The organism is Mycobacterium sp. NGS51 (assembly GCF_059812525.1).
In genome coordinates this window covers 1-23174 of the sequence record NZ_JCALCV010000021.1, presented here as the reverse complement: position 1 = coordinate 23174, position 23174 = coordinate 1, and the positions used below count along the sequence as shown (strand labels likewise).

Genomic DNA, 23174 nt, shown 5'->3' with positions numbered 1-23174 from the left:
CTCACCGCGGACCGAATTGCCGATCGCCGGCGTCACCGAGCCCTGGGACAATGTAGGCGTTCTCGTTGAGTCGCTCGTCGATCGCGGCGATGAACAGCCGCACTGTTGGAGCCGATTCCTGCAGCGCCGCAATGCCTTCCGGAGCTGCCACCACGCACAGCGCGGTGATGTCGACCGCGCCACGGCGACACAGTAACGCGATGGTGTGCGCCATCGACCCACCGGTGGCCAGCATCGGGTCAAGCACCATCACCGCCTGATCGCTCAAGTCTTCGGGCAGCGACTCCAGATATGGGACCGGAAGAAAGGTTTCCTCATCGCGGGCGACCCCGACGAACCCGACACGGGCTTCCGGCAGCAACGCATGCGCCTGATCAACCATGCCCAGACCGGCCCGCAGCACCGGCACCAGCAGCGGCGGTCGAGCCAGCCGCGTACCGGCCGTGTCGGCCAATGGTGTGCGCACCGTGACGGTCTCGCAGGGCGCGTCCCGGGTAGCTTCGTAGACCAGCATCAACGTCAGATCGCGCAACGCAGCGCGAAACGCCGCGCTGCCGGTCTGTTCGTCGCGCAGCGTGGTGAGTCTGGCCGCGGCCAGCGGGTGATCGACGACGCACACCTCCACGGCAATCGACCCTAGTATTTTGCTGCTGGACACGCGTGCGTTCATGGCGGGCTCGCCGAACAACGGCTCCTATACTCCCGGCATGCGACGCCGTCGCGGGCGCTATGGCAACCGATACCGAACAGTCAGCCTGTTTGGCGCATTGGCGCTATTGGCCGTCGTGATGTCCTGGCCGACAGCGCATTTCGCTGGCCCGAAAGCGCCGGTGAGCTTCACGGCCGCCACCGTCCCGTCGCCGGCCCACGTCGTGGTGGTGGTGGAGGAGAACCGCTCCTACTCGAACATCATCGGTAACGCGGCGGCCCCCTATATCAACGCACTGGCCGCGGGCGGCGCGTCGATGACGCAATCGTTCGCCGAGGTACATCCGAGCCAACCGAATTACTTCGCGCTGTTCGCCGGAAGCACACTCGGGGTCAAAGAGAACACCTGCCCGGTCAACGGCGCCAACACCCCAAACCTGGGCGCACAGTTGCTGGCCTCGGGACGCACCTTCATCGGGTTCGCCGAAGGCCTGCCGGCCGCAGGCTCGCAAGTCTGCAGCACCGCGAAGTACGCCCGCAAACACGCGCCGTGGGTCAGCTTCAGCAACATTCCGCCGTCGTACTCGCTGCCGTTCTCCGCATTTCCGCCGCCGCAGAACTACGCCAGCCTGCCGACGGTCTCATTCGTCATCCCGAACGTCGACAACGACATGCACGACGGCTCGATCGCCCGCGGCGACACCTGGCTGCAGCAGAACCTGTCGGCCTATGCCGAATGGGCAAAAGCCAACAACAGCTTGCTGATCCTGACCTGGGACGAGGACGACAACTCCGAAAACAACCGGATCCCGACCATCTTCTACGGGGCCGACGTCAGGCCCGGCACCTACAGTCAGCCGATGAGCCACTACAACCTGCTGTCCACCCTGGAGCAGATGTACGGGCTGCCCAAGCTCGGTTTGGCGGCGCGGGCGCCGGCCATCACCGATATCTGGGTCGGCTAACCCGCTCGGTCACCGGCACGGCACCCGTCGTTATTCTGTGCCGCATGGCTGCTGACCTCGTGCCGATCCGCCTGAGCCTGACCGCCGGTGACCGCTACACCATCTGGGCGCCCCGCTGGCGCGACGCCGGTGACGAGTGGGAGGCGTTCCTCGGCCACGATGAAGACTTGTATGGCTTCGAGACGGCCGCTGACCTGGTCGCCTTCGTGCGTACCAACACCGACAACGACCTGGTCGACCATCCGGGCTGGCAGCGGCTGACCGAGGCCAACGCGCACAAGCTGGACCCCGCCGAGGACCAGCAGTTCGACCTGATCGCGGTCGAGGAGGTGGTCGCCGAGAAGCCGACCGAGGAGTCGGTGACGGCGCTGGCCGGCACGCTGGCCGTGGTGTCCTCCATCGGCTCGGTCTGCGAGCTACCGGCGGTGATGAAGTTCTTCAACGGCAACCCCAGTCTGGGCACTGTGGCCGGCGGTATCGATCACTTCACCGGCAAAGCGGGACTGCGGCGCTGGCATGGGATCGCCGAGGTCATCGCCCGCAGCTGGGACGACGTGCTGGCCGCCGTCGACCGCGTCATCAGTACTCCCGACGTCGACACCGCGGTGGCGTCGAAGGCCGCCGACGAACTGGCGGAACCGCTCGAAGAGCCCGAGGAAGACGACGTCGAGGACGCAGCGGCGGACGAGGTCGAGCCCGCCGACGATGCCGCCGACGATGCCGCCGAAGAAGAGGACACCCGGGCGGCAGGTGACACTGCGGTGCTGGGCGGCGACGAGGACTTCTGGGGCCAGGTGGGTATCGACCCGATCCAGCTCCTGACCGGGGCCGGCACGTTCTACACACTGCGGTGCTATTTCGACGAACGTCCGATCTTCTTGGGCCGCAACGGGCGGATCAGTGTGTTCAGCTCGGAGCGGGCCCTGGCGCGTTATCTCGCCGACGAGCACGACCATGACCTGTCGGACCTGAGCACCTACGACGACATCCGCACCGCCGCCACGGACGGGTCGCTGCAGGTGGAGGTCACCGACGACAATGTCTACGTGCTGACTGGCCTGGGTGACGATTTTGCCGACGGGCCAGATGCGGTGGACCGGGAGCAGCTCGACCTGGCGGTGGAATTGCTGCGCGATGTCGGCGACTACGCCGAGGACAACACCGTCGACAAGGCGCTGGCGAACGAACGCCCGCTGGGCAAGTTCGTGGCGTACGTCTTGGAGCCCGGTTCGGCAGGCAAGCCCGCCGCCCCGTTTGCCGAAGTGGTGGGTGAGTGGGAGGCGCTGGACCGGTTCGTGGAATCGCGGCTCAGGCGCGAATAGCGCGCAGCGCCAAGAGCCGTCGGACTGCGTCGTCCATGTGCTCGTCGATGAGCCGCAGCGCCGCTGCCCTATCACCGGAGCCGATGGCGTCGCGCAGCGTGACATGCTCGGCAACCTGTTCGGCCAGGTCCGGGTAGGCGTCTTGGAGTTCGCCGAGCAGCATTCGGGTTTCCAACAGCAAGGTCCGCATCGCCCGGTGCAGCCGCGGGCTGCCGGCGCACGCGACCAGCACCTCATGAAATTGCTGGTCCGCGTCCGCCACTGCAGCACCATCAAGGCGGGCGGCCGCCGCGATCATCGCGTCGACGGGCTCGCCCAGACAGGCGCGGGCGGCGCCGGTGTCGCCGCGCAGAATCTCTTCGATCGCCGCCCGCTCGATGGCCTTGCGGACCTGGTAGACGTCAGACACGTCGGCTTCGGTGAGCTCGACCACGAAGATGCCGCGGTGGCGTTCGCTGCGCAACAGCCCCTCGGCCACCAGACGCTGCATCGCCTCGCGCAACGGGCCGCGCGACACCGCGAACTGGGCAGCAAGGCCCGCTTCCCCCAGCTGTTGACCGGGGGCCAGCTGGCCGCGGGTGATTGCGTCGCGCAACCGCTCGGCGATCAGCTCGGCCGTCGACTGTCTGCTCAACGGCTCGAAGGCTGCCGGGTCTGAAACCGTCATCGTCGCTCCTCGAACAACGACCCCAGGCCGGTGGCATGTCGCGCTATCCCGGCAATACGCAAGCCCTCCCACACGGTGACCGCGTTGGCGGTCAGCACTGGCTTGTCGAGCAGCTGCTCGAGCGCCTCGACCTGCGCCACGGTGTGCATGGCGGTGTCCGGGATCAGCAGCGCGTCGGCAGTCGGATTGTCGTTGCTTTGGGCCAGCTTCTGCACTTGTTCCGGGTCCAGCCGCCCCACTTCGGCCGCAGTGTCGATACCGGCATTACCCATCGACTCGACGCCGATGTTATGTGCGGCAAGGAAACCGACGAACAGGTCGGCGATGTCTCGCGGATAGCTGGCCGCTACGGCAACCCGCGAGCAACCCAGTGCGGTCAGTGCATGCACGAACGCGAAGGAGGTGCTCGACGCCGGCACTCCGGCAGCCTTGGAAAGTCCGTCGGCCTGCTCGACCGCCCCGTCCGGCCCGTAGACGAATCCCCCTGAGGTGCAGGCGAACATCACCGCATCTGGCCGGTGTGGCGCCAACAACGCCGCTCCCTCGGCCAGTTTGGCCGGGCTTCCCAGGTCGCGCAGCTCGTCGACGGCGTGCAGGTCTGTTCCATACACGTGCACCACGGCCAGATTCACCCCGAGCCGCTCAGCGGCCCACGGGTAGTCGGATTCCGCGGCGTGGTCGGGGTAGATGAAGCCGACGGTGTCGTTCATCGCTGTGCCTCCGCGAAGACGTCTCGCAACCAGCGGCCCGGTCCCATCATCGGTAGCTCCATCCGGCCCAGGCAAGCCCACATGGTCAGCTGGTTGGCCGTCAGGATCGGCTTGCCGAGCATTTCCTCCAGCGGCGCGATGATGTCGTAGGTGCGCAGGTTCGTGCAGCTGACAAAAATGGCCTGCGCGTCAGGGTGGTCGGCGGCGACGATCCGTTCAGCCACCGTGCGGTAGTTCACCTTCCAAATACCGCCCCCCAGGCCGAGATAATCGGATTGCAGCACCGCCACGCCCAGCTGGTTGAGGAAGGCGTGCAGAAGTTCGGTCAACTCTTCGTCATAGGGTGTGATCACGGACATCCGCGAAATCTTCAGCGCTGTGACGGCTTCGGCCAGCGCACCCGACGTCGTGACGGCCGCCTTGGCGCCGGCGGCTTCGATGGCGGCGACCAAGGTCTTCTCATACTCCACGCCGTGGACGAAACTACCCGAAGTACACAGGTAGGCGATCACCTCGGGCTCGACGTGCAGCACGTCACGAGTCGCCGCCTCCAGATGGCTTGTGTTCGAAACCAGTTCGGCCATCAACCGGCTCACCGGAACGGGTTCATAGTGGGTGCGGGCCAAGTGCAGGGACACGTCGGCCGGGATCCATCGCCACAACTCGCGTTCTAATGCCAGGTCGAAGGGCGCGATGATGCCGATGCCTCGTTGCTCAACTGGTCCGTCGAACTCTGGCAAGCTCGACAGATCCATGGGTGGTCCCAACTGACGTACCACTCCAGGCCGGCCCTGGATTGTTGACAATCATACGATGTGTTTCTACCGTGTCAATGTGGGCGCGCGCTCTGTCGTCACGGTCCAACACGGCGAGTCGGTCCCCGGCCAGCTTTCCTCGATCGATGCGGACGCCGAACTGCGGCTGGTGCCGTCGTCGCGGCTCGCCGACGCGCTGCCGGGCGCCGATGTGCTCTTTGTCTACGACTTCTCCTCGCCGGCGTTGCGGTCGGCCTGGCCGGCTGCCGATTCGCTGCGCTGGGTGCAGGTCGCGGCCGTCGGAGTGGACGCGGTGCTGTTCGACGATCTGATCGACAGCCCGGTGGTTCTCACCAATTCACGTGGCATCTTCGAACGTCCGATCGCGGAATACGTTCTGGGTCAGATCCTGGCTTTCGCCAAGGATTTTCGGCGGTCGGTGCGTGCGCAGGAGACTCAACACTGGCGCCACTTCGAATCGGAGCCGATTGCCGGCGCATCGGTCGTCGTCGTCGGCACCGGCCCGGTCGGCCGGGCCATCGCCCGGTTACTGCGGGCCGTCGGCATGAACGTGCGCGGTGTCGGGCGCACGCCGCGCCCCGATCCAGACTTCGGTGAGATCAGCGCGGATCTGCATGCCGCGGTGGCCGACACCGACTATGTGGTGCTCGCTGCTCCCCTGACGCCGCAGACTCGCGGAATCGTGGACGCCGAAGCCCTGGCCGCCATGTCGCCCCGGGCGCGGTTGATCAACATTGGCCGCGGTGAGTTGGTGGTGACCGATGCGTTGGTGGCGGCGCTGCAGGACGGGCGCGTTGCCGGTGCGGCACTCGACGTCGTCGATCCAGAACCGTTGCCGCCGGGCCATCCGCTCTGGACTGCGCCCAATGTTGTTCTGACTCCACACAATAGCGGCGACGTGCACGGGTGGACCGTCGAACTGCAGCAGCAGTTCATCGCCAACTTCCACCGCTATCGCGCCGGCCAACCATTACACAATGTCGTCGATAAGCACCGCGGCTACGCGCCGACCGGGGCCGGCTAAGGAGTAGCGCGCATGACACCGCCAGCGACGATGCGAGCGAAGCGATGAAGAGGAGCGGCGCACCATGACCCAGCCCACCGACCTGACTGCGCTGCAGCTGGTCGCTGCCTACACGTCCGGTGAACTCTCACCCGTCGAGGCGACCGCGGCCGCGCTGTCGGTCATCGCCGAGCGTGATGGCGAGATCAACGCCTTCTGCCTGGTTGACGAGGAGGCGGCGCTGGCGCAGGCCCGCAAGTCGGAGGCCCGTTGGCAAGGCCACTACACCAAGGGACTGCTCGACGGTGTGCCGATCGCCATCAAGGACGTGTTCCGAACCGCCGGTTGGCCCACCCTGCGCGGCTCGCGGCTCACCGACGCCGCCGGGCCCTGGCCCGACGACAGCCCGGCGGTGGGCAAGATTCGCAACGACGGCATGGTGATGGTTGGCAAGACCACCACCCCGGAGTTGGCCTGGAAAGGCGTCACCGACAGCACGCTGCATGGTGTGACCCGCAACCCGGTCGATCCCACTCGCACGGCGGGCGGTTCCTCTGGCGGCAGTGCCGCGGCAGTGGCCGCCGGCATGGCGCCGTTGTCGATCGGTACCGACGGCGGCGGCAGTATCCGGATTCCGGCCAGCTTTTGCGGAGTCGTCGGCTTCAAGCCCACCCACGGGCGGGTGCCGATGTATCCGATCAGTCCGTTCGGCCCACTGGCGCATGGCGGGCCGATCACCCGAACCGTCGAGGACGCCGCGATGTTGATGGACATCATCGCGCTGCCGGACCATCGTGACCCGACCTCGCTGCCACCGACGCTGGCCACCTATCGCGGCGAACTTCACCGCGACGTCGTGGGATTGGGCGTTGCCTATTCGGCCACGCTGGGCTACGTCGAGGTCGATCCCGAGATCGCGTCCGCGGTAGCAACGGCCGTGCGGGCGCTGGCCGATGCAGGGCTGAACGTCGTCGAGGCCGATCCCGGCTTCGCCGACCCGATTGACGCCTTCGAAACCGTATGGGCCACCGGGGTTGCCAGCAGCCTGCGGGCCTACGGCGACCAGAGCCGCGACCTCGTCGACCCCGGTCTGGTGGAGATGTGGGACCGGGGATTGACCGTATCGGGCGTCGACTATCTCGACGCCCGTCAGGTCTGCGTCGACCTGGGCCTGGCGATGGGCCAGTTTCACGAAACACACAACCTGCTGCTCACGCCCACGACGCCGATCCCGGCATTCGCCGCCGGCCATGACGTGCCCGTCGGCTCCGGGATGCGATCGTGGGCGCAGTGGACACCGTTCACCTACCCGTTCAACATGACTCAGCAGCCGGCGCTGAGCATCCCGATCGGGGTGACGCGCGACGGGCTGCCCATTGGTCTGCAGATTGTCGGTCCCCGGCACAGCGACGACCTGGTGCTGGCCGTGGGCCGGTTCGCCGAGCAAGTGCTGGGTTAGGTCCTTCGCGCGAGCGTGCGCAAAAGCGGTGTCCCACACGGCGTGTCGGCCGCGGACACGCACGCTCGCGCAGAAATGCCTAAGCGCGGGCGAAGGCCAATTGCTCGCCGATCGCGCCGCCCATCCACAGGTCGGTGCAGGCCGCCGCGATGTCGTCCAGCCCCTCTTCGATCGTGGCGAAGACATTACCGGGCACCCAGCCGATGTCCCCGTTGATCAGTAAGTTGTTGCGGCCGTAGAAGATTGCCAGATCGGTAGCCCCTTGCGGGGAATGCGCCTCGGAGCCTTCGTCATAGCCGTAGGCCGGGTTTCCGATCTCGGACGCCACGAAGCCGAAGAAGCACACGTCGCCGGGAATCGGTGTCACCGTGCAGTTTTCGCGTCCCGGCACACCCAGCGGCGGTAGCAGCGTGTACACCTCGTTACGGGCGTACTTACCGTGATAGGCCTGGCCAGCCACCGGCAGCGCATCCCAGACTGCCGCGCAGGTACGCGGCGCTTGATCGTCGAGCAACCGCGCCCGGCAGGAAACGTTGCGCTTGGTCAGCGTGATCGAGATAAAGCGCGCCACGTCGGCCCCCTACCTTTGTCGATTGTTGACAATTCACTAGCATAGTGGCGTGCCGACGGATACCGAACGCATGGTGGTGGCCCGGGCCATGGAACAGCAACCGGCCGACGGCACCCGATTCGACGTCATCGATCCCTCGACCGAGCAGCCGATCGGCGCGGTGCTGGACATGGGACCCGACGCGGCCACCGCCTGCCTGGACGCCGCGGTCTCGGCGCAGCCGTGCTGGGCGGCGACCACCCCCACCCAACGGGCCGACGTCTTGACCCGCGCCTACCAGTTGATGATCGAGCGCACCGACGAGTTGGCGCTGCTGATGACGCTCGAGATGGGCAAGCCCCTGCCGGAGGCGGCCGGTGAAGTGCGTTATGCGGCCGAGTTCTTCCGCTGGTTCGCCGGTGAGGCGCTGCGGATCGACGGCGGGTTGATGGCCTCACCCGACGGCCGGTCCCGTCTGCTGGTCACCCACCAGCCGGTCGGGCCGTCGTTGCTCGTCACGCCGTGGAACTTTCCGCTGGCGATGGGCACCCGCAAGATCGGCCCGGCGCTGGCAGCGGGCTGCACCTGTGTGGTCAAGCCGGCCGAGCAGACCCCGCTGTCGATGCTTGCGCTGCTGGGCATCCTGCGCGAGGCCGGTGTTCCCGAGGGCGTCGTCACCATAGTGACGACCACCGATCCGGCAGCGGCGATGGCCCCGTTGCTGGCCGACCCGCGGGCGCGCAAGCTGTCGTTCACCGGCTCCACTGCCGTCGGTCGGGTGCTGCTGGCGCAATGCGCCCAGACCGTCAAGCGCACCTCGATGGAACTCGGCGGCAACGCGCCTTTCATCGTGTTCGACGACGCCGACATCGACGAGGCTGTCGCCGGAGCGCTGGCCGCCAAGATGCGCAACATCGGCCAGGCCTGCACCGCCGCTAACCGGATCTACGTTCAGCGCTCCATTGCCGAGTCGTTCACCGCCGCGCTCGTCGACCGGATGCGCGCGCTGAAAGTCGGGCGCGGCACCGAGACCGGGGTGGACGTCGGGCCGTTGATCGACGCCGACGCGGTGGCCAAGGTGTCGGCATTGGTGGCCGACGCCCGCGGTCGCGGGGCCACCGTACGGCTCGGCGGGCAGCGCCTCGACATGCCCGGATACTTCTATCCCCCAACGGTTCTCACCGATGTTCCGGATGACGCCGACATGGCGTGCACCGAGATCTTCGGACCGGTGGCCGCGGTCAGCGCCTTCGACACCGAGGACGAGGTCGTCGCACGGGCCAACGACACCGAATACGGCCTGGTCGCCTACCTCTACACCAACGACACCCGGCGCGGCTGGCGCGTGGCCGAGGCGCTCGACACCGGGATGGTCGGCCTCAATCAGGGTGTGGTTTCCACACCGTCCGGCCCGTTCGGCGGGGTCAAGCAGTCCGGGCTCGGCCGCGAAGGCGGCTTCCTCGGCATTGCCGAATTTCTGGAAACCAAGTACATCGGCGCGGCCCGCTAAGGCCGGCGAGTTGCGCAAGCGGGAGGGGCCTATGGCGCGCAATGTATCGCGGCGCGCCGCCGCACGGCTATCAAGTACTGCTTGGGGCCACTTGCTCCGTGAGGTGGTGGGGGCAGTACGACGTCGCCGCGATCGCCGCGAACTGTGCTGCGACGTCCATTGTGAGTGCGGGGTTGTTGGTCTTGAGGTCCTTGAGGAGCTCGAGACCCGATTCGCCGTTATCCATTAATCCACATGCCGCTCTGCCGGCCGCTATGGCTCGATCTGCATCGTTATAGGTGATTCCTGTTTGTCGCAGAGCAGCGAGGAACGCTGCATCCTCGGCCGCGGGTACACGGTCAACGCCGGGATCGCCGTACGCGGGCACGGCGATCACGACGGATGCGCTGAGGAGTGCTGAAAGCAGCGTCATGACTCCTGATTTCGTTTGTCGCATGGTGCCAACTTCCTGCCGGGCGCCCGGTTACCCGTGGCCGCGAACGCTAGTTTCGAAAGTGGTAGTACTGGTGGGACTTTCGTATACCGCCGCGCTATTCCAAGTGGGTCTTGGGCGCTGTGGGCGGGGTCTTGGTGCCTGCGGACAAATGCACTGCATGGATGCCTGGCTTTGTCGACAGTTGCGCGACCAGATCATCCAGGCCGCCCTGATTGACTTGCCAGTGCTGTACCGCGTCCGGTTGCTGTCGTAGTTGGGCGATGACACTGTCGAGCTTGACCGGCGCGGTGCTGTTTTTGCCCGGGGTAGCGCTGCCTCGAATTCCGGTTCCGCTGATGACACGGGGGGCGGAACCGGCCAGCGCGCCTCCGGCCAAGCTCCCCAGCGCCGCTTGACCGACCAGGCCGGATGGGAAACCGGCGACCGCAGGTGCGGCGGCCAAGCTGGTGGCGGGCAACACCGTGGAGGCCAGCCGGATCGCCGGCGTGGCCGTGGCCCAACTCGGCGGCACCGACAACGCTCCCACCGCGGACGCCTCGCCCACACCCGCTGATACGGCAGTGGCGGCGCTGCCGGAGACCGCAGGGCGTAGTCCCCCGAGCCCAGCCCCCAACGACGATTTCGGGATATCGGCGGTGCCGGTCGCGGGGACAAAGAACCTCTGGAACTCCGCCATCGCTAAGTTGGGAATGCTCATGACCACGTCACCGTTCGACCGAAACTTGTTGACCGACGACGCCAACGAGAACAAGTCCTCATACGTCGAGGTGATCGATGACGAGCTGACCGGGTTGTTGAGCAAGTTCCCCAAATCTGCGCCGGACTGCGGGCTGCCCGAGGCGAGGTTTTGCACCAGCTGTGGGATACCGCCGGCCCCATCTTGTGACGACAGCGCCGACTGCGCGTTGTTGCCTGCCGACACGCCGGCGGCCCGGGCGGCCGCGGCGGCCTGGCTGGCCTGTGCGCCCTCGTTGGTAGTCGGCGGCGGCTCGCTGAACGGCGTCAACTGGGTGGCGGCCACCGACGAGCCAGCATAGCCGTACATCGCGGCGGCATCTTGGGCCCACATCTGACCGTAATTGGCTTCGGTAGCCGCGATCGCTGCGGTGTTTTGCCCGAAGATGTTGGTCGCCACCAGCGATGCCAACTGGCTGCGGTTGGCAGCGATCACCGGCGGCGGCACCGTCGCCGCGAATGCGGTCTCATAAGCGGCCGCTGCGGCCCTGGCCCGGATGGCTGTCTCGTTGGCCTGCGCCGCCGTGGTTGACATCCAAGCCACATATGGGGCGGCTGCCGCCGCCATCGACACCGACGACGGGCCCCTCCACGACCCGCTGGTCAGCCCCGAGATCACCGAGCCGTAAGAGGACGCGGTGGATTGCAACTCGGCGGCCAGCCCATCCCAGGCCGCAGCCGCGGACAGCAGTGATCCCGCGCCCGGGCCGGAATACATTCTTGCGGAGTTGATCTCCGGTGGTAGCGCTCCGAAATCCATTGCCATACTCCTGCCTAACCCGTTGCGATTGCGTTCGCGGTCTCGGTGACCGCATAGGAACTAGCACTGCTCGTCAAAGTGCTGACAAACATCTGGTGAATCACGGCTGCTTGAGCGCTGACCGCCTGATACATCTGGGCATGTGCGGCGAATTGTGTTGCCGTCAGCGCCGAGATCTCAGCGGCCGCCGCCGGGACCACGCCCGTCGTCGGCGCCGCCGCAGCCGTGTTTTCGGCGGTCATCGTCGAGCCGATGCGCTGCAAGTTGCCGGCCGTTGCCGCCAACATTTCGGGTTGTGTTGTCACAAAAGACATGTGGTTCTCCTCACGGGTGAAAGCGGGTCAGCACTTGGTAACGCAGTCACTCCGCGGGCGGCGGAATCACGATGATGGTGGCGTTGGCGGGGGCGGCGGCATTGTCGGCAACCACGCCCCCGGTGACGCGCGCAGCGGTCCCGCTGACAGAGCGCCCGGCGCTTCCGGCGAGCGCGCGTCCGGCCAGACTCGACAGCGCCATTGGCCCGAACAAGCCGTCGGTGTTCTGCGCGGCGATCGTCGGGGCGGCGCTCAAGGCACCGCCTGGTAGCACCGCCGCGGCCGTCCTGACCGCCGGAGCCGCCGAGGCCCAACTCGTCGGTACCGACAGCCCCCCGACCAGGTTGGCCCGGCCCACCGCTCCCGATACGGCACCCTTGCCTAAGCCCCCCGGTCCAAGCCCAGGCGTCACCGAACTCACCTCGCCGACCAAGGGCGCCAATGCTCCGGTGACGGGTTTGGCCGGGCCAAGCAAAGAGCCGATAGCGGCCCCGTTCTGGCCCAGTTTCAGGATCTGTCCCGATGTGAGCCACCAGCCGCCGGGGATGGTCGCCATGCCGACCGGGGAGTATGCGCCGGTGAGGGTCTCCATCAATCTGGCAATACCGGACAGCCCCGACCCCATGCCCGAGGGCAATGACGTCGCCGCCGAAGTCGACGTGCCGGTCGTTGCGAGGCCGTGCAGCATGTTCGGCACTGTCGAGATCAGCTGTGACAGCTGCGTCTGCGCACTGGAGCCTGCAGAGGCGCCGCTCGCTTGCTGGACCGCCGCCGATTGGGCCGCCACCCCGCTTTCGTTGGTGGTCTTCGGCGGCGCAGTGAACGCGGTGAGATGGGTGGCAGCCGCCGACGAGGCGGCGTAGGTGAACATCGCCGCGGCGTCTTGGGCCCACATCTCGGCGTAGTGGGCTTCGGTGGCGGCAATCGCCGGGGTGTTCTGGCCCAGGATGTTTGACGCCACCAGCGACATCAGTAAGGCCCGGTTGGCCGCGATAACCGGCGGCGGCACCGTTGCCGCGAATGCGGTCTCATAGGCGACCGCTGCCGCGCGCGCCTGGGTGGCCGTCTGCTCGGCTTGCGCGGCAGTGGTCGACATCCAGGCCGCATACGGTGCGGCAGCGGCCACCATCGACGCCGACGAGGGCCCCCGCCAGCCACTAGTCAGGTCTGCAATTGCCGACCGGTAAGCCGTCGCTGTGGAGTGCAGTTCGGTGGCTAACCCATCCCAGGCCGTCGCGGCGGCCAGCATCGGTCCTGGGCCCGGTCCGGAATACATTCTGGCAGAGTTGACTTCCGGTGGAAGCATCGCAAAATCCATGTTGTTTCCTTTAATTCAGATCGATGTCTCGTCGCTGGGTCTTCGCGGCGATAACCTCGGGATACGTCGATGGCCTGAACGGAGTCGTCGTAGGGTCGCCGGTGACCGCCGAATGCATTCGCTGAGGGCTTCGGTGGTCAGTTAGCATTCCCCGATGTAGCAGAGCGGAACCAGAAGCACCGTTACGTGACTCCGTTGCACGCAAACGGATTCGCCTAGACAGCTACCCTGACGCCAAGGTGCTGACACCACCGACTGTGACGCTCGTAACCGCAATTCGATTGGGCCAGAAGAGAACACCATGCATTGTCGGCAGCGCTCCCCTTGATCTCGTAGGGGTGACGCTCTACGGAAATCGACGCAGGTTGGGTCGCGGGCCATAGTCCAATGGCAAAACGACCTGATGCCGACTAATCAGCAACGGGAGACGCAAAACTGTTTCAGAAGTTCTCGACCAATAACGGATGTGGCGAGCGCATGAGAGTTGGCTTCATCTAGCCGCACACTTGACGTGGATGGGCCGGCCGGCAACGACGACCAGTGCACCCCTGACACCTCAGAATACCGCGCCGATAGCCGACCACGGTGTAGTGACACGGCCGCGAACGTCTTGTGGAACACAGCTGGCGGACCAACGTCGGGTTGCGGTTCGTCGGTACCAGCGGCGGCTTCAGGGCTCGCGGCGAGTAATAGCGCATGCGCTGGGTGGTCTGCAGGAGGCTCGGATTGCGTTAGTACCGCGCGCACCGCGCTGGATCCGATGACGCTCGCGCACAAACACATCACGGCAGCGATGGCAATAGCCCATCGCGTACGCCGCGGTCTGCGTCCGGCGCGGAAGCTCATAGTTCGCCTAACGTAGCAGCGGTGCAGGGTTGTCGCATTCGCTGAACATCCACTCATAGAAAGTGCATATGTAGCATATATTCTCGTCAACTTGAGGATGTCTGCACTTGCGGCGCGCGTACAACCGCTGAGGATTGCCCCGCCGAATAGACTCAAAAGCACTGGGGCTGAAGCCGAATCCACGCCAAGAGCGTCGCGACCAGCTATGGCGAGGCACGCGGGGCATACGTGGGCCGGATGAACTTCAGCGAATTAGGCAGGTTCTGAATGCGATTGGCGTTCAGGTGAGCCGATCGGCGTCTGCTCCACTGCCGCCAATGTTAACTTCGGTTTGCCGTCTGCTCACAGGGGTGCTCGTGCTACCGCGTGTGTGCGCTGCCCGGCGACAACAACCGCGGTGGCCAACCCGTGAATCAAGAATCTCCGCTAAACGAAGCAGTCCGGGCTCGGCGGGTTTATCGGTTCTCCCGGCGGCGGCCGAGCGGCAGCAGTCGGTGGTCGCGGGTGAATATCCGACGCACCAGCCCGAGCGCCACCACCACAGTGGTGACCGCGACCGATCCCAGGATCAGAAACATCACGACCGCCTGCACAAGTACCGCCTCTACCGGGGATACCCCGGCCAGGATGAGCCCGGTCATCGCGCCCGGCAAGAAAACCAGGCCGGTGGCCTTGGTGGTTTCGATCTGCGGAGTCAGCGCCGACCGCAACGCCGTTCGCAGGTAGGGGGCGGCAGCTTGCCGGTAGGGCTGAGCGAGAGCCAGTCGGGCTTCAACCTCGTCGCGCTTGTCGCGCAACTCGTCGACCAAACGGCGGGCCACCAGCACCGTGGCCGTCATCGAGTTGCCGATCATCATGCCCGCGATCGGGACCAGGGTCCGGGGCTCCAGGGGAAACACCCGCAACCCGAATATCACGCCGAGCGTGACGACCGCCGCGGTGGCGAAGGCGGCGATCGCCAGCGGCCCCAGGCGGGGGACCTCCGGCGCGCGCCTGCGGGCGACATCACCGGCATACGCGACCATGCCCGCCGTCCACGCCCACGACCACCACATCGACCGGCCCGGCTCGAAAAGCAAGACCAATACGCCACCCACCAGCAGCAGCTGCACCAGCGCGCGCACCGCCGCCCACAGCACCTGGCGTTCCAAATCCAGCCGCTGCCATAGCGAGATCGCCGCCGCGAATCCCACCAACGCCAGCGATATCGCCAGCCCTACCCATCCGACCTCGCCGTTCATCGCGTCACCTCCCCGCTGCCGGTCCGGCTCCGGTGCAGCGGCCCTGTTCGATGTGCACCACCCAATCGGCGATGCGCTCAACCTGCGCCGAATCGTGGGTGACCCACAGCGCAGGAATTCCGTCCTCGTCGGCCAGCGCGCGCACCGCCTGTTCGATCGCGCGCGCCGCGGTGTTGTCGACGGCCGACGTCGGCTCGTCCAGCAGCAGCACCTGCGGCTGCGCAATCAGCGTGCGGGCCAAGCACATCCGCTGCGCCTCGCCGCCGGAGAGCGCCGTCGCGTCACGATCCAGCCACGACCCCGTCAACGCCACCCGCGCCAGCATGTCGCGCATCTGCGCGTGCGATGCATCCGGGTCGGCGGCCCGCAGGTTGTCGCTGACGGTGCCGGGAAACGGTGTCGGGCGCTGGAAACACATGCCGACTTGGCGCCGCAACCAGAGCGGGTCGGCGTCTTCGACGTCGTTGCCGTAGAACAACACTCGCCCGCTGGTCGGTATCTCCAGCCGATTACACAATCGCAGCATCGTCGACTTGCCCGATCCCGACGGGCCGAACACCACCGTTACCCCCTTCTTCGGGATCTCGGCGGTGAACCCGTCCAGCGCACGTACAGTGTCACGTTCGACCACGACGTCGGCGAAGTCGAACACCGAGTCGGTAGCGGCCACCGCGCTAGCCGACCAGCACCGCGTACCGCGGTTTGATGACGTCGTCAATGATCGCCAACCGCTCGTCGAATGGAATGAAGGCCGACTTCATTGCGTTGATGGTGAACCGTTCGAGGTCAGTCCAACCGTAGCCGAAAGCCTCTACCAGCCGGTGCATTTCGCGGCTCATGAAGGTGTCGCTCATCAGCCGGTTGTCGGTGTTGATCGTCACCCGGAATCTGGCCCGCGCCAACAGGTCAAACGGGTGGTTGGCGATGCTGTCGACCGCGCCGGTCTGCACGTTGGAGCTGGGACACATCTCGAAGGGGATCCGCTTGTCCCGCAGGATCGATGCCAGCCGACCCAACCGGACCCGGCCATCGGGCTCGACATCGATGTCGTCGACGATCCGCACGCCGTGGCCCAGCCGGTCGGCGCCGCAAAACGCGATCGCCTCGTGGATGGATGGCAAACCGAATGCCTCACCGGCATGAATCGTGAAGCGGGCGTTGTGGTTTCGCATGTATTCGAACGCGTCGAGATGCCGCGTGGGCGGGTAGCCGGCCTCCGCGCCGGCGATGTCGAATCCGACGACGCCCTTGTCCCGGAATCGAATCGCCAGCTCGGCGATTTCGCGGGACAGCGCGGCGTGCCGCATGGCGGTGACCAGGCAGCGCACCGTGATAGCGCGCCCCTCGGCTGCGGCCGCCTTCTCGCCGTTGGCGAAGCCTGCCAGCACGGCATCGGTGACTTCGTCGAAGGACAACCCACGGTTGATGTGCAGCTCTGGAGCAAATCGCACTTCGGCGTACACCACCGAGTCGGCAGCCAGGTCTTCCACGCATTCGCAGGCCACCCGATGCAGTGCCTCGGGAGTCTGCATGACCGCGACAGTGTGCGAGAACGGTTCCAGGTAGCGCTCCAGCGAGCCGCTGTGCGACGCGGTGCGAAACCAGGTGGCCAGCTCGTCGACATCGGTGGCCGGCAGATCGTCGTATCCGGTCTGACCGGCGATCTCGAGCACGGTCGCCGGGCGCAGCCCGCCGTCCAGGTGATCGTGCAACAACGCCTTCGGTGCCTGCCGGATCATCTCCAGGCTCAGCGGTGTGGTCATGACCCAATCCGATCGATGATCAGCGGCCGCTGGGCCGGCGGGGTGTCACCGATGCTCCACGCGCCATCCAGCTCGGCCATTGCCGCGTCGAACCGTTCGGGAGTGTCGGTGTAGAGGGTGAACAGCGGCTCACCGGCGGCCACCGGATCTCCGGGGCGGCGGTGGATTCGGATTCCGGCCCCGGGCTGCACCCGCTCGCCCGGCCGGGACCTGCCCGCACCGAGCCGCCATACCGCCAGCCCTACTGCCATTGCCTCAATGTCGCCCATTGTGCCGCCCCGGGGTGCTGTGACGGTCTCGGAACACCTACCGATTGGCAACGGTACCGACAAGTCACCCTGCTGCGCGGCCACTAATGCCCGGAATCGGTCCATCGCGGTGCCGTCGCCCAACGTTTGGGCCGGATCGTGGCCGTCGACGCCGGCGATCTGCAGCATTTCGGCGGCCAGCGCCACCGTCAGCTCCACCACGTCGGGCGGTCCGCCGCCGGCCAGTACCTCAAGGGCTTCGGCCACCTCCAGCGCGTTGCCTGCGGTGTAGCCGAGCGGAGCGTTCATGTCGGTGAGCATGGCGCAGGTGGGTACGCCGTGCGCGTCGCCCAGCCGCACCATGGCACGTGCCAGCTCCTCGGCCTGCGGTCGCGACGTCATGAACGCTCCGGAACCGACCTTGACGTCGAGCACCAGCGCGCCGGCTCCTTCGGCCAGCTTTTTGCTCATCACCGAACTGGCGATCAGTGGCAGCGACTCCACGGTGCCGGTGACGTCACGCAACGCATAGAGTTTCGCGTCGGCGGGCGCCAATCGGCCAGCCGCGAAGATAGCGGCGCCGATGTCGCGGAGTTGTTGGCGGACTTGATGTTTCGTAAGGTCCGCGGTGAAGCCGGCGATCGATTCCAGCTTGTCCAGCGTCCCGCCGGTGTGGCCGAGTCCACGGCCCGAGGCCTGGGGCACTGCGGCACCGCAGGCCGCGACGACGGCTACCAACGGCAACGTGATCTTGTCGCCGACCCCGCCGGTGGAGTGCTTGTCCACCGTGGGTAGCGGCGCGCCGCCGCGGCGCAGATCACCGAAGTCCATCTGATCACCTGAGGCGATCATCGCCGCCGTCCAGCGGGCGGTTTCGCCGGCGTCCATGCCCTGCAAAAGAACCGCCATCAGCAGCGCCGCCATCTGTTCCTCGGCGACACGTCCGCCGGTGTAGGCGTCGATTACCCAGTCGATCGCGGCATCCGACAACCGATTGCCGTCGCGTTTGGTCTTGATGACCGTTGGCGCGTCGAAGCTCACGGGAGGTCACCCGGGCCGAACGCGTCGGGCAACAAGTCACCCAGCCGGCGCGGGCCGTCGGGGTGATCGATCAGCAACTCCGGTCCGCCGTGCTCCAACAGCACCTGCCGGCACCGCCCGCAGGGCATCAAAAGAGAGCCACCCGCTTCGAGGCAGGACAGCGCGAGTAGCCGTCCGCCGCCGCCCGCATGTAGGGCGCACACCACAGCACACTCGGCGCAGAGACCTAGGCCATATGAGACATTCTCCACATTGCAGCCGGTGATCACGCGTCGATCGTCGACCAACGCCGCTGCTCCCACTCGCAGCCCCGAATACGGCGCGTAAGCACCCTGCGCTACCTGAATCGCCGTGTCGCGCAGCAATTCCCAGTCAACAGTGTCGGTCATCATCGCGGCAACGAGCGTGGGGTGCAATACACGGGGCGGGCTCCGATCACTGTTGGTTAACTCACAGCGCCAGCCTAGATCCACCGCCGTCCAAAGCGTCGGCGGCCGCGGAGTGGTTTATCCGGTCCATAAATGGGTTTAGAGTCCACCCGACGGCCCATCAATTCACTGGTGGCCGTCTCAAGCGCGGCGAAGCCGGGCCGCGGCGGGTCGACACGGGATTCCGGAGGCGGTGATGACGACGGCGACATCCTCGACAGTGCCCGAATCGGTACGGCGGGTGCGCCGGACCCTTTACCGCGGTGATCCGGGCATGTGGTCGTGGGTGCTGCACCGCATCACCGGCGCCACGATCTTCTTCTTCCTGTTCGTGCACGTGCTGGACACCGCGCTGGTCCGGGTGGCGCCGCAGACCTACAACGAGGTCATCGAGACCTATAAGACCCCGATCGTGGGCCTGATGGAGCTGGGTCTGGTGGCTGCCGTGCTCTACCACGCGCTCAACGGCATCCGGGTCATTCTGATCGACTTCTGGTGGCAGGGCGCCCGCTATCAGCGGCTGATGCTGTGGGCCATCGCGATTATCTGGTTGCTGGTCATGGTTCCGGCGACGGTGGTGGTCGGCATCCACATGTGGGGGCGGTTCGGATGAGCACACCTGATCTTCAGCTGGGCCGTGGCCAGTTCGCCCCGGTGCGCCAGCGCAGCCAGGACCGCCCCGCCGGCTTGGACAATCCGCGGGCGCCGCGCCGCCGCGCCGGGATGCCCAACTTCGAGAAGTACGCCTGGCTGTTCATGCGGTTTTCCGGCATCGTGCTGGTCTTGCTGGCGCTCGGGCACCTGTTCGTGATGTTGATGTGGGACGACGGCGTCTATCGCATCGACTTCAACTACGTCGCCCAGCGCTGGGCGTCGCCGTTCTGGCAGACCTGGGATCTGTTGTTGTTGTGGCTGGCACAGCTGCACGGCGGCAACGGTCTGCGCACGATCATCGACGACTACACCCGCAAAGATTCCACCCGATTCTGGCTGAACACGCTGCTGGCGCTGTCGATGATCTTCACGCTGGTGCTGGGGACTTACGTGCTGTTGACCTTCGACCCAAACATCTCATGATCCAAGAACATCGATACGACGTGGTGATCGTCGGCGCCGGCGGCGCCGGCATGCGGGCGGCGGTGGAAGCGGGTCCGCGCGTGCGGACTGCCGTGCTGACCAAGCTCTATCCCACCCGCAGCCACACCGGCGCCGCCCAGGGCGGAATGTGCGCGGCGCTGGCCAACGTCGAAGACGACAACTGGGAATGGCACACCTTCGACACCGTCAAGGGCGGCGACTACCTCGCCGACCAGGACGCCGTCGAGATCATGTGCAAAGAAGCCATCGACGCGGTGCTCGACCTCGAGAAGATGGGGATGCCGTTCAACCGCACCCCCGAGGGCCGCATCGACCAACGCCGATTCGGCGGCCACACCCGCGATCACGGCAAGGCCCCGGTGCGCCGGTCCTGCTATGCCGCCGACCGCACCGGCCACATGATCCTGCAGACGCTGTATCAGAACTGCGTCAAGCACGACGTGCAGTTTTTCAACGAGTTCTACGTGCTCGACCTGGCGCTCACCCAAACCCCGAAGGGGCCGGTCACCACCGGGGTCATCGCCTATGAGTTGGCCACCGGCGAGATTCACGTGTTTCACGCCAAGGCCGTTGTGATCGCCACCGGTGGCTCGGGGCGGATGTACAAGACCACCTCGAATGCGCACACCCTGACCGGCGACGGCATCGGCATCGTCTTCCGCAAGGGACTTCCGTTGGAAGACATGGAGTTTCACCAGTTCCACCCGACCGGCCTGGCCGGGCTGGGCATCCTGATCTCCGAAGCCGTACGCGGCGAGGGTGGCCGGCTGCTCAACGGCGAAGGTGAGCGGTTCATGGAGCGCTACGCGCCGACGATCGTCGACCTGGCGCCGCGCGACATCGTCGCCCGCTCGATGGTGCTCGAGGTGCTGGAGGGCCGCGGTGCCGGGCCCAATAAGGACTACGTCTACATCGACGTGCGTCACCTGGGCGAAGACGTGCTGGCAGCCAAGCTGCCCGACATCACCGAATTCGCCCGCACTTATTTGGGTGTGGACCCGGTCAACGAGCTAGTGCCGGTCTATCCGACCTGTCATTACGTGATGGGCGGCATTCCGACCACGGTCACCGGGCAGGTGCTGCGGGACAACACAACTACCGTGCCGGGGCTGTATGCGGCGGGCGAGTGCGCCTGCGTGTCGGTGCACGGCGCCAACCGGCTGGGCACCAATTCGCTGTTGGATATCAACGTCTTTGGGCGCCGGGCCGGGATTGCCGCCGCCAACTACGCGGCCGGCCACGACTTCGTCGAGCTGCCGCCGGAGCCGGCGGCGATGGTCGTCAACTGGGTCGCGAATATCTTGTCCGAGCACGGCAACGAACGTGTTGCCGACATTCGCGGCGCGCTGCAGCAGACGATGGACAACAACGCCGCGGTGTTCCGCACCGAGGAAACGCTGAAGCAGGCGCTCACCGACATCCACGCGTTGAAAGAGCGGTATTCTCGAATCACGGTGCACGACAAGGGGAAGCGATTTAACAGCGACCTGCTGGAAGCCATCGAGCTGGGATTCCTGCTGGAGCTGGCCGAAGTCACCGTGGTGGGCGCGTTGAATCGCAAGGAATCCCGCGGCGGGCACGCCCGCGAGGACTACCCCAACCGCGACGACACCAATTACATGCGCCACACCATGGCCTACAAGCAGGGTAGCGAGCTGCTGTCCGACATCCGGCTGGATTTCAAGCCGGTGGCACAGACCCGCTACGAGCCCAAGGAACGGAAGTACTGATGTCGTCAGACGAGGTTGTCGAGACCCCGGAAGCCGGTGACCCGCCGTTGCCGCCGGTTCCCGACGGCGCGGTGATGGTGACGCTGAAGATCGCCCGGTTCAATCCGGAGAACCCGGACGCTGCTGGCTGGCAGAGCTTCCGGGTGCCGTGCCTGCCCAGTGACCGGCTGCTGAATCTGCTGATCTACGTCAAGAGTTACCTCGACGGCACACTGACGTTCCGGCGCTCCTGCGCGCATGGGGTGTGCGGTTCCGACGCGATGCGGATCAACGGCCACAACCGGCTGGCCTGCAAGGTGCTGATGCGCGACCTGCTGCCCAAAAAGCCGAGCAAGCAATTGACCATCACCATCGAGCCGATCCGGGGGCTGCCCGTCGAGAAGGACTTGGTGGTCGACATGGAGCCGTTCTTCGACGCTTATCGCGCGGTCAAGCCCTACCTGATCACCAGCGGCAACCCGCCGACCCGGGAGCGAATCCAAAGCCAGACCGACCGGGCCCGCTACGACGACACCACCAAGTGCATCCTGTGCGCGGCCTGCACCACCAGCTGCCCGGTGTTTTGGCATGAGGGTTCGTATTTCGGGCCGGCCGCGATCGTCAATGCGCACCGCTTCATCTTCGACAGCCGCGACGAGGCCGCCGCTGAGCGGCTCGACATCCTCAACGAGGTCGACGGGGTGTGGCGCTGCCGCACCACGTTCAACTGCACCGAGGCCTGCCCGCGCGGCATCGAGGTGACCAAGGCCATTCAAGAGGTCAAGCGCGCGCTGATGTTCGCGCGTTAGTTTTTGGCGCGAGCTCGTGGGCTTGCCTCTTGCGCGAGCGTGCGTGTCCCCGGTTATCAACCCGGCGTGTCGCCCGGAAACATGCACGCTCGCTCGCGGTAGAGGTGGCTTTCCTGCCGCGAGCGACCGCCGCTGTCGTTGAGATTGCGCGTAGGGCTGTGATTCCGCGAAACCCACGACCCTGGACGCAATCTCAATAATCACGAGCTGAAAAGACCGACGGTGCGGGCATCGGCGATGGCCGCATCCGCGATCACCCGGGTCGCTTCTGCCGCTGACGTTGTCGGCGCCACCGTCAACGGCTTGCTCACGGCGTACAGCTGGAAGCGATAATGGTGCCCACCGGTGCCGACCGGTGGGCATGGACCGAAACACTCCGACTTACCAGCGGCATTCAGGCTGACCGTCGCTCGCTGAGGCAAGACGTCTTCTCGAATTGCGGTAGTCGCGGGCGGGATGGCGGTGACCACCCAGTGCACATAGCGCCCGGCAGGAGCGTCGGGGTCATCGACCACCAGCGCCAGCGACTCTGTGCCGGTCGGCACGTTCTCCCAACGCAGCGGTGGAGGGACGTTACGACCCTTGCAAGAGAACTCGCTAGGAATGGGCGTCTTGTCGGCGAACGCGGGACTGGTCAGAACGAACTTCCCAGCCGCGGCGGGCGGCGACGACGTCGAGTTCACCGCGGCGCCCCCGCACCCGCTGAGGGTGAGACAAAGCACCGCCAAAGTGGCGATAGCCCGTCTCATAGGCGTGTGTATACGCGTCTTCGGTCAAGGCGTAAAGCTGTCATAGATTCAGCGCGTTGACGTTACTGC

The 23174-nt window shown here is 66.1% G+C and carries 25 protein-coding genes; 9 read left to right on the top strand and 16 right to left on the bottom strand.

The annotated features are described in order from the left end of the window. Position 1: 1 nt before the first annotated feature. Positions 2-625 carry a uracil phosphoribosyltransferase gene (upp, locus tag AC5Y5W_RS21405; protein ID WP_500012485.1) on the bottom strand — a complete coding sequence of 208 codons (624 nt, stop codon included), beginning with the start codon at positions 623-625 and terminating at the stop codon, positions 2-4. Positions 626-707: 82 nt separating this feature from the next. On the opposite strand from upp, the gene AC5Y5W_RS21400 reads away from it, so the two are divergent. Both AC5Y5W_RS21400 and satS read left to right on the top strand, forming a co-directional pair. After that, positions 708-1613 carry an alkaline phosphatase family protein gene (locus tag AC5Y5W_RS21400; RefSeq protein WP_500012483.1) on the top strand — a complete coding sequence of 302 codons (906 nt, stop codon included), beginning with the start codon at positions 708-710 and terminating at the stop codon, positions 1611-1613. A gap of 44 nt (positions 1614-1657) precedes the next feature. Further along, entirely contained in the window at positions 1658-2935 is a 1278-nt protein-coding gene (gene satS, locus AC5Y5W_RS21395; RefSeq protein WP_500012481.1) for a protein export chaperone SatS, read from the top strand. Here satS and AC5Y5W_RS21390 read toward each other — a convergent pair. Genes AC5Y5W_RS21390 through AC5Y5W_RS21380 form a run of 3 tightly spaced genes read right to left on the bottom strand, consistent with a single transcriptional unit; the run spans position 2922 to position 5067 of the window. Continuing rightward, positions 2922-3602: a GntR family transcriptional regulator gene (locus AC5Y5W_RS21390; RefSeq protein ID WP_500012479.1), complete on the bottom strand. Its 681-nt coding sequence runs from the start codon at positions 3600-3602 to the stop codon at positions 2922-2924. The two genes, satS and AC5Y5W_RS21390, sit on opposite strands and share 14 nt — an antisense overlap. Further along, complete coding sequence (locus AC5Y5W_RS21385) at positions 3599-4312, bottom strand: maleate cis-trans isomerase family protein (protein WP_500012478.1); 714 nt, start codon at positions 4310-4312, stop codon at positions 3599-3601. The genes AC5Y5W_RS21390 and AC5Y5W_RS21385 overlap by 4 nt, the downstream gene beginning before the upstream one ends. Further along, positions 4309-5067 (bottom strand): maleate cis-trans isomerase family protein, encoded by a 759-nt coding sequence (locus AC5Y5W_RS21380; RefSeq protein ID WP_500012476.1) that lies wholly within the window; start codon positions 5065-5067, stop codon positions 4309-4311. Before AC5Y5W_RS21380 ends, AC5Y5W_RS21385 begins: the two co-directional genes overlap by 4 nt. A 58-nt stretch (positions 5068-5125) precedes the next feature. Between AC5Y5W_RS21380 and AC5Y5W_RS21375 the strand changes: the two genes are divergently transcribed. Together AC5Y5W_RS21375 and AC5Y5W_RS21370 are read left to right on the top strand one after the other, a co-directional pair. After that, complete coding sequence (locus tag AC5Y5W_RS21375) at positions 5126-6112, top strand: D-2-hydroxyacid dehydrogenase (RefSeq protein WP_500012474.1); 987 nt, start codon at positions 5126-5128, stop codon at positions 6110-6112. Positions 6113-6176: 64 nt separating this feature from the next. After that, positions 6177-7550, top strand: coding sequence for an amidase (locus AC5Y5W_RS21370; RefSeq protein WP_500012473.1), 1374 nt, complete (start codon positions 6177-6179; stop codon positions 7548-7550). Between the two features lie 79 nt (positions 7551-7629). Here the strand turns inward: AC5Y5W_RS21370 and AC5Y5W_RS21365 are convergent, their stop codons facing one another. Beyond that, positions 7630-8121: a DUF3830 family protein gene (locus tag AC5Y5W_RS21365; protein WP_500012472.1), complete on the bottom strand. Its 492-nt coding sequence runs from the start codon at positions 8119-8121 to the stop codon at positions 7630-7632. An 88-nt stretch (positions 8122-8209) separates the two neighbouring features. Between AC5Y5W_RS21365 and AC5Y5W_RS21360 the strand changes: the two genes are divergently transcribed. Then, entirely contained in the window at positions 8210-9610 is a 1401-nt protein-coding gene (locus AC5Y5W_RS21360) for an NAD-dependent succinate-semialdehyde dehydrogenase (RefSeq protein ID WP_500012595.1), read from the top strand. Positions 9611-9680: 70 nt separating this feature from the next. On the opposite strand, the gene AC5Y5W_RS21355 is transcribed toward AC5Y5W_RS21360, so the two are convergent. From AC5Y5W_RS21355 to AC5Y5W_RS21310, 10 genes are all read right to left on the bottom strand, one after another. Next, on the bottom strand, positions 9681-10022 hold the full coding sequence (locus AC5Y5W_RS21355) for a DUF732 domain-containing protein (protein WP_500012470.1): 342 nt from the start codon (positions 10020-10022) through the stop codon (positions 9681-9683). 118 nt (positions 10023-10140) lie between these two features. Then, the gene (locus AC5Y5W_RS21350) at positions 10141-11541 is read right to left on the bottom strand and encodes a PPE family protein (protein ID WP_500012468.1); all 1401 of its coding nucleotides are present in this window, start codon (positions 11539-11541) and stop codon (positions 10141-10143) included. Between the two features lie 14 nt (positions 11542-11555). Beyond that, positions 11556-11855, bottom strand: a complete 300-nt coding sequence (locus AC5Y5W_RS21345; RefSeq protein WP_500012466.1) for a PE family protein — start codon at positions 11853-11855, stop codon at positions 11556-11558. 46 nt (positions 11856-11901) lie between these two features. Then, on the bottom strand, positions 11902-13173 hold the full coding sequence (locus AC5Y5W_RS21340) for a PPE family protein (protein WP_500012464.1): 1272 nt from the start codon (positions 13171-13173) through the stop codon (positions 11902-11904). Positions 13174-13587: 414 nt separating this feature from the next. Beyond that, on the bottom strand, positions 13588-14019 hold the full coding sequence (locus AC5Y5W_RS21335) for a hypothetical protein (protein WP_500012462.1): 432 nt from the start codon (positions 14017-14019) through the stop codon (positions 13588-13590). Positions 14020-14474: 455 nt separating this feature from the next. Then, the gene (locus AC5Y5W_RS21330; RefSeq protein WP_500012460.1) at positions 14475-15260 is read right to left on the bottom strand and encodes an ABC transporter permease; all 786 of its coding nucleotides are present in this window, start codon (positions 15258-15260) and stop codon (positions 14475-14477) included. A gap of 4 nt (positions 15261-15264) precedes the next feature. After that, positions 15265-15930: an ABC transporter ATP-binding protein gene (locus tag AC5Y5W_RS21325; protein ID WP_500012458.1), complete on the bottom strand. Its 666-nt coding sequence runs from the start codon at positions 15928-15930 to the stop codon at positions 15265-15267. Positions 15931-15934: 4 nt separating this feature from the next. Further along, complete coding sequence (locus AC5Y5W_RS21320; protein WP_500012456.1) at positions 15935-17023, bottom strand: adenosine deaminase; 1089 nt, start codon at positions 17021-17023, stop codon at positions 15935-15937. After that, positions 17020-18312, bottom strand: a complete 1293-nt coding sequence (locus tag AC5Y5W_RS21315) for a thymidine phosphorylase (RefSeq protein WP_500012454.1) — start codon at positions 18310-18312, stop codon at positions 17020-17022. Before AC5Y5W_RS21315 ends, AC5Y5W_RS21320 begins: the two co-directional genes overlap by 4 nt. Continuing rightward, positions 18309-18701, bottom strand: coding sequence for a cytidine deaminase (locus AC5Y5W_RS21310; protein WP_500012452.1), 393 nt, complete (start codon positions 18699-18701; stop codon positions 18309-18311). Before AC5Y5W_RS21310 ends, AC5Y5W_RS21315 begins: the two co-directional genes overlap by 4 nt. Positions 18702-19014: 313 nt before the next feature. Between AC5Y5W_RS21310 and sdhC the strand changes: the two genes are divergently transcribed. From sdhC to AC5Y5W_RS21290, 4 genes are read left to right on the top strand one after another with little or no spacing between them, the layout of a single operon-like run. Then, positions 19015-19353, top strand: a complete 339-nt coding sequence (gene sdhC, locus AC5Y5W_RS21305; RefSeq protein ID WP_500012593.1) for a succinate dehydrogenase, cytochrome b556 subunit — start codon at positions 19015-19017, stop codon at positions 19351-19353. Continuing rightward, a complete protein-coding gene (locus AC5Y5W_RS21300) occupies positions 19350-19817 on the top strand; it encodes a succinate dehydrogenase hydrophobic membrane anchor subunit (protein ID WP_500012451.1) in 468 nt (155 codons plus the stop codon). The genes sdhC and AC5Y5W_RS21300 overlap by 4 nt, the downstream gene beginning before the upstream one ends. After that, positions 19814-21568 carry a succinate dehydrogenase flavoprotein subunit gene (sdhA, locus tag AC5Y5W_RS21295; protein WP_500012449.1) on the top strand — a complete coding sequence of 585 codons (1755 nt, stop codon included), beginning with the start codon at positions 19814-19816 and terminating at the stop codon, positions 21566-21568. The genes AC5Y5W_RS21300 and sdhA overlap by 4 nt, the downstream gene beginning before the upstream one ends. Further along, entirely contained in the window at positions 21568-22356 is a 789-nt protein-coding gene (locus AC5Y5W_RS21290; RefSeq protein WP_065014995.1) for a succinate dehydrogenase iron-sulfur subunit, read from the top strand. The genes sdhA and AC5Y5W_RS21290 overlap by 1 nt, the downstream gene beginning before the upstream one ends. Positions 22357-22556: 200 nt before the next feature. Here the strand turns inward: AC5Y5W_RS21290 and AC5Y5W_RS21285 are convergent, their stop codons facing one another. Further along, positions 22557-23105, bottom strand: a complete 549-nt coding sequence (locus AC5Y5W_RS21285; RefSeq protein ID WP_500012447.1) for a YbhB/YbcL family Raf kinase inhibitor-like protein — start codon at positions 23103-23105, stop codon at positions 22557-22559. Positions 23106-23174: the final 69 nt, after the last annotated feature.

Coding starts and splice junctions, on each gene's coding strand:
- AC5Y5W_RS21360 (WP_500012595.1), top strand. CDS start 8,210: ATGGAACAGCAACCGGCCGACGGCACCCGATTCGACGTCATCGATCCC.
- AC5Y5W_RS21400 (WP_500012483.1), top strand. CDS start 708: ATGCGACGCCGTCGCGGGCGCTATGGCAACCGATACCGAACAGTCAGC.
- AC5Y5W_RS21330 (WP_500012460.1), bottom strand. CDS start 15,260: ATGAACGGCGAGGTCGGATGGGTAGGGCTGGCGATATCGCTGGCGTTG.
- AC5Y5W_RS21285 (WP_500012447.1), bottom strand. CDS start 23,105: ATGAGACGGGCTATCGCCACTTTGGCGGTGCTTTGTCTCACCCTCAGC.
- AC5Y5W_RS21300 (WP_500012451.1), top strand. CDS start 19,350: ATGAGCACACCTGATCTTCAGCTGGGCCGTGGCCAGTTCGCCCCGGTG.
- AC5Y5W_RS21340 (WP_500012464.1), bottom strand. CDS start 13,173: ATGGATTTTGCGATGCTTCCACCGGAAGTCAACTCTGCCAGAATGTAT.
- AC5Y5W_RS21345 (WP_500012466.1), bottom strand. CDS start 11,855: ATGTCTTTTGTGACAACACAACCCGAAATGTTGGCGGCAACGGCCGGC.
- AC5Y5W_RS21390 (WP_500012479.1), bottom strand. CDS start 3,602: ATGACGGTTTCAGACCCGGCAGCCTTCGAGCCGTTGAGCAGACAGTCG.
- AC5Y5W_RS21335 (WP_500012462.1), bottom strand. CDS start 14,019: ATGAGCTTCCGCGCCGGACGCAGACCGCGGCGTACGCGATGGGCTATT.
- AC5Y5W_RS21310 (WP_500012452.1), bottom strand. CDS start 18,701: ATGACCGACACTGTTGACTGGGAATTGCTGCGCGACACGGCGATTCAG.
- AC5Y5W_RS21385 (WP_500012478.1), bottom strand. CDS start 4,312: ATGAACGACACCGTCGGCTTCATCTACCCCGACCACGCCGCGGAATCC.
- AC5Y5W_RS21290 (WP_065014995.1), top strand. CDS start 21,568: ATGTCGTCAGACGAGGTTGTCGAGACCCCGGAAGCCGGTGACCCGCCG.
- sdhA (WP_500012449.1), top strand. CDS start 19,814: ATGATCCAAGAACATCGATACGACGTGGTGATCGTCGGCGCCGGCGGC.
- satS (WP_500012481.1), top strand. CDS start 1,658: ATGGCTGCTGACCTCGTGCCGATCCGCCTGAGCCTGACCGCCGGTGAC.
- AC5Y5W_RS21370 (WP_500012473.1), top strand. CDS start 6,177: ATGACCCAGCCCACCGACCTGACTGCGCTGCAGCTGGTCGCTGCCTAC.
- AC5Y5W_RS21380 (WP_500012476.1), bottom strand. CDS start 5,067: ATGGATCTGTCGAGCTTGCCAGAGTTCGACGGACCAGTTGAGCAACGA.
- AC5Y5W_RS21350 (WP_500012468.1), bottom strand. CDS start 11,541: ATGGATTTCGGAGCGCTACCACCGGAGATCAACTCCGCAAGAATGTAT.
- sdhC (WP_500012593.1), top strand. CDS start 19,015: ATGTGGTCGTGGGTGCTGCACCGCATCACCGGCGCCACGATCTTCTTC.
- AC5Y5W_RS21355 (WP_500012470.1), bottom strand. CDS start 10,022: ATGACGCTGCTTTCAGCACTCCTCAGCGCATCCGTCGTGATCGCCGTG.
- AC5Y5W_RS21375 (WP_500012474.1), top strand. CDS start 5,126: ATGTGTTTCTACCGTGTCAATGTGGGCGCGCGCTCTGTCGTCACGGTC.
- AC5Y5W_RS21320 (WP_500012456.1), bottom strand. CDS start 17,023: ATGACCACACCGCTGAGCCTGGAGATGATCCGGCAGGCACCGAAGGCG.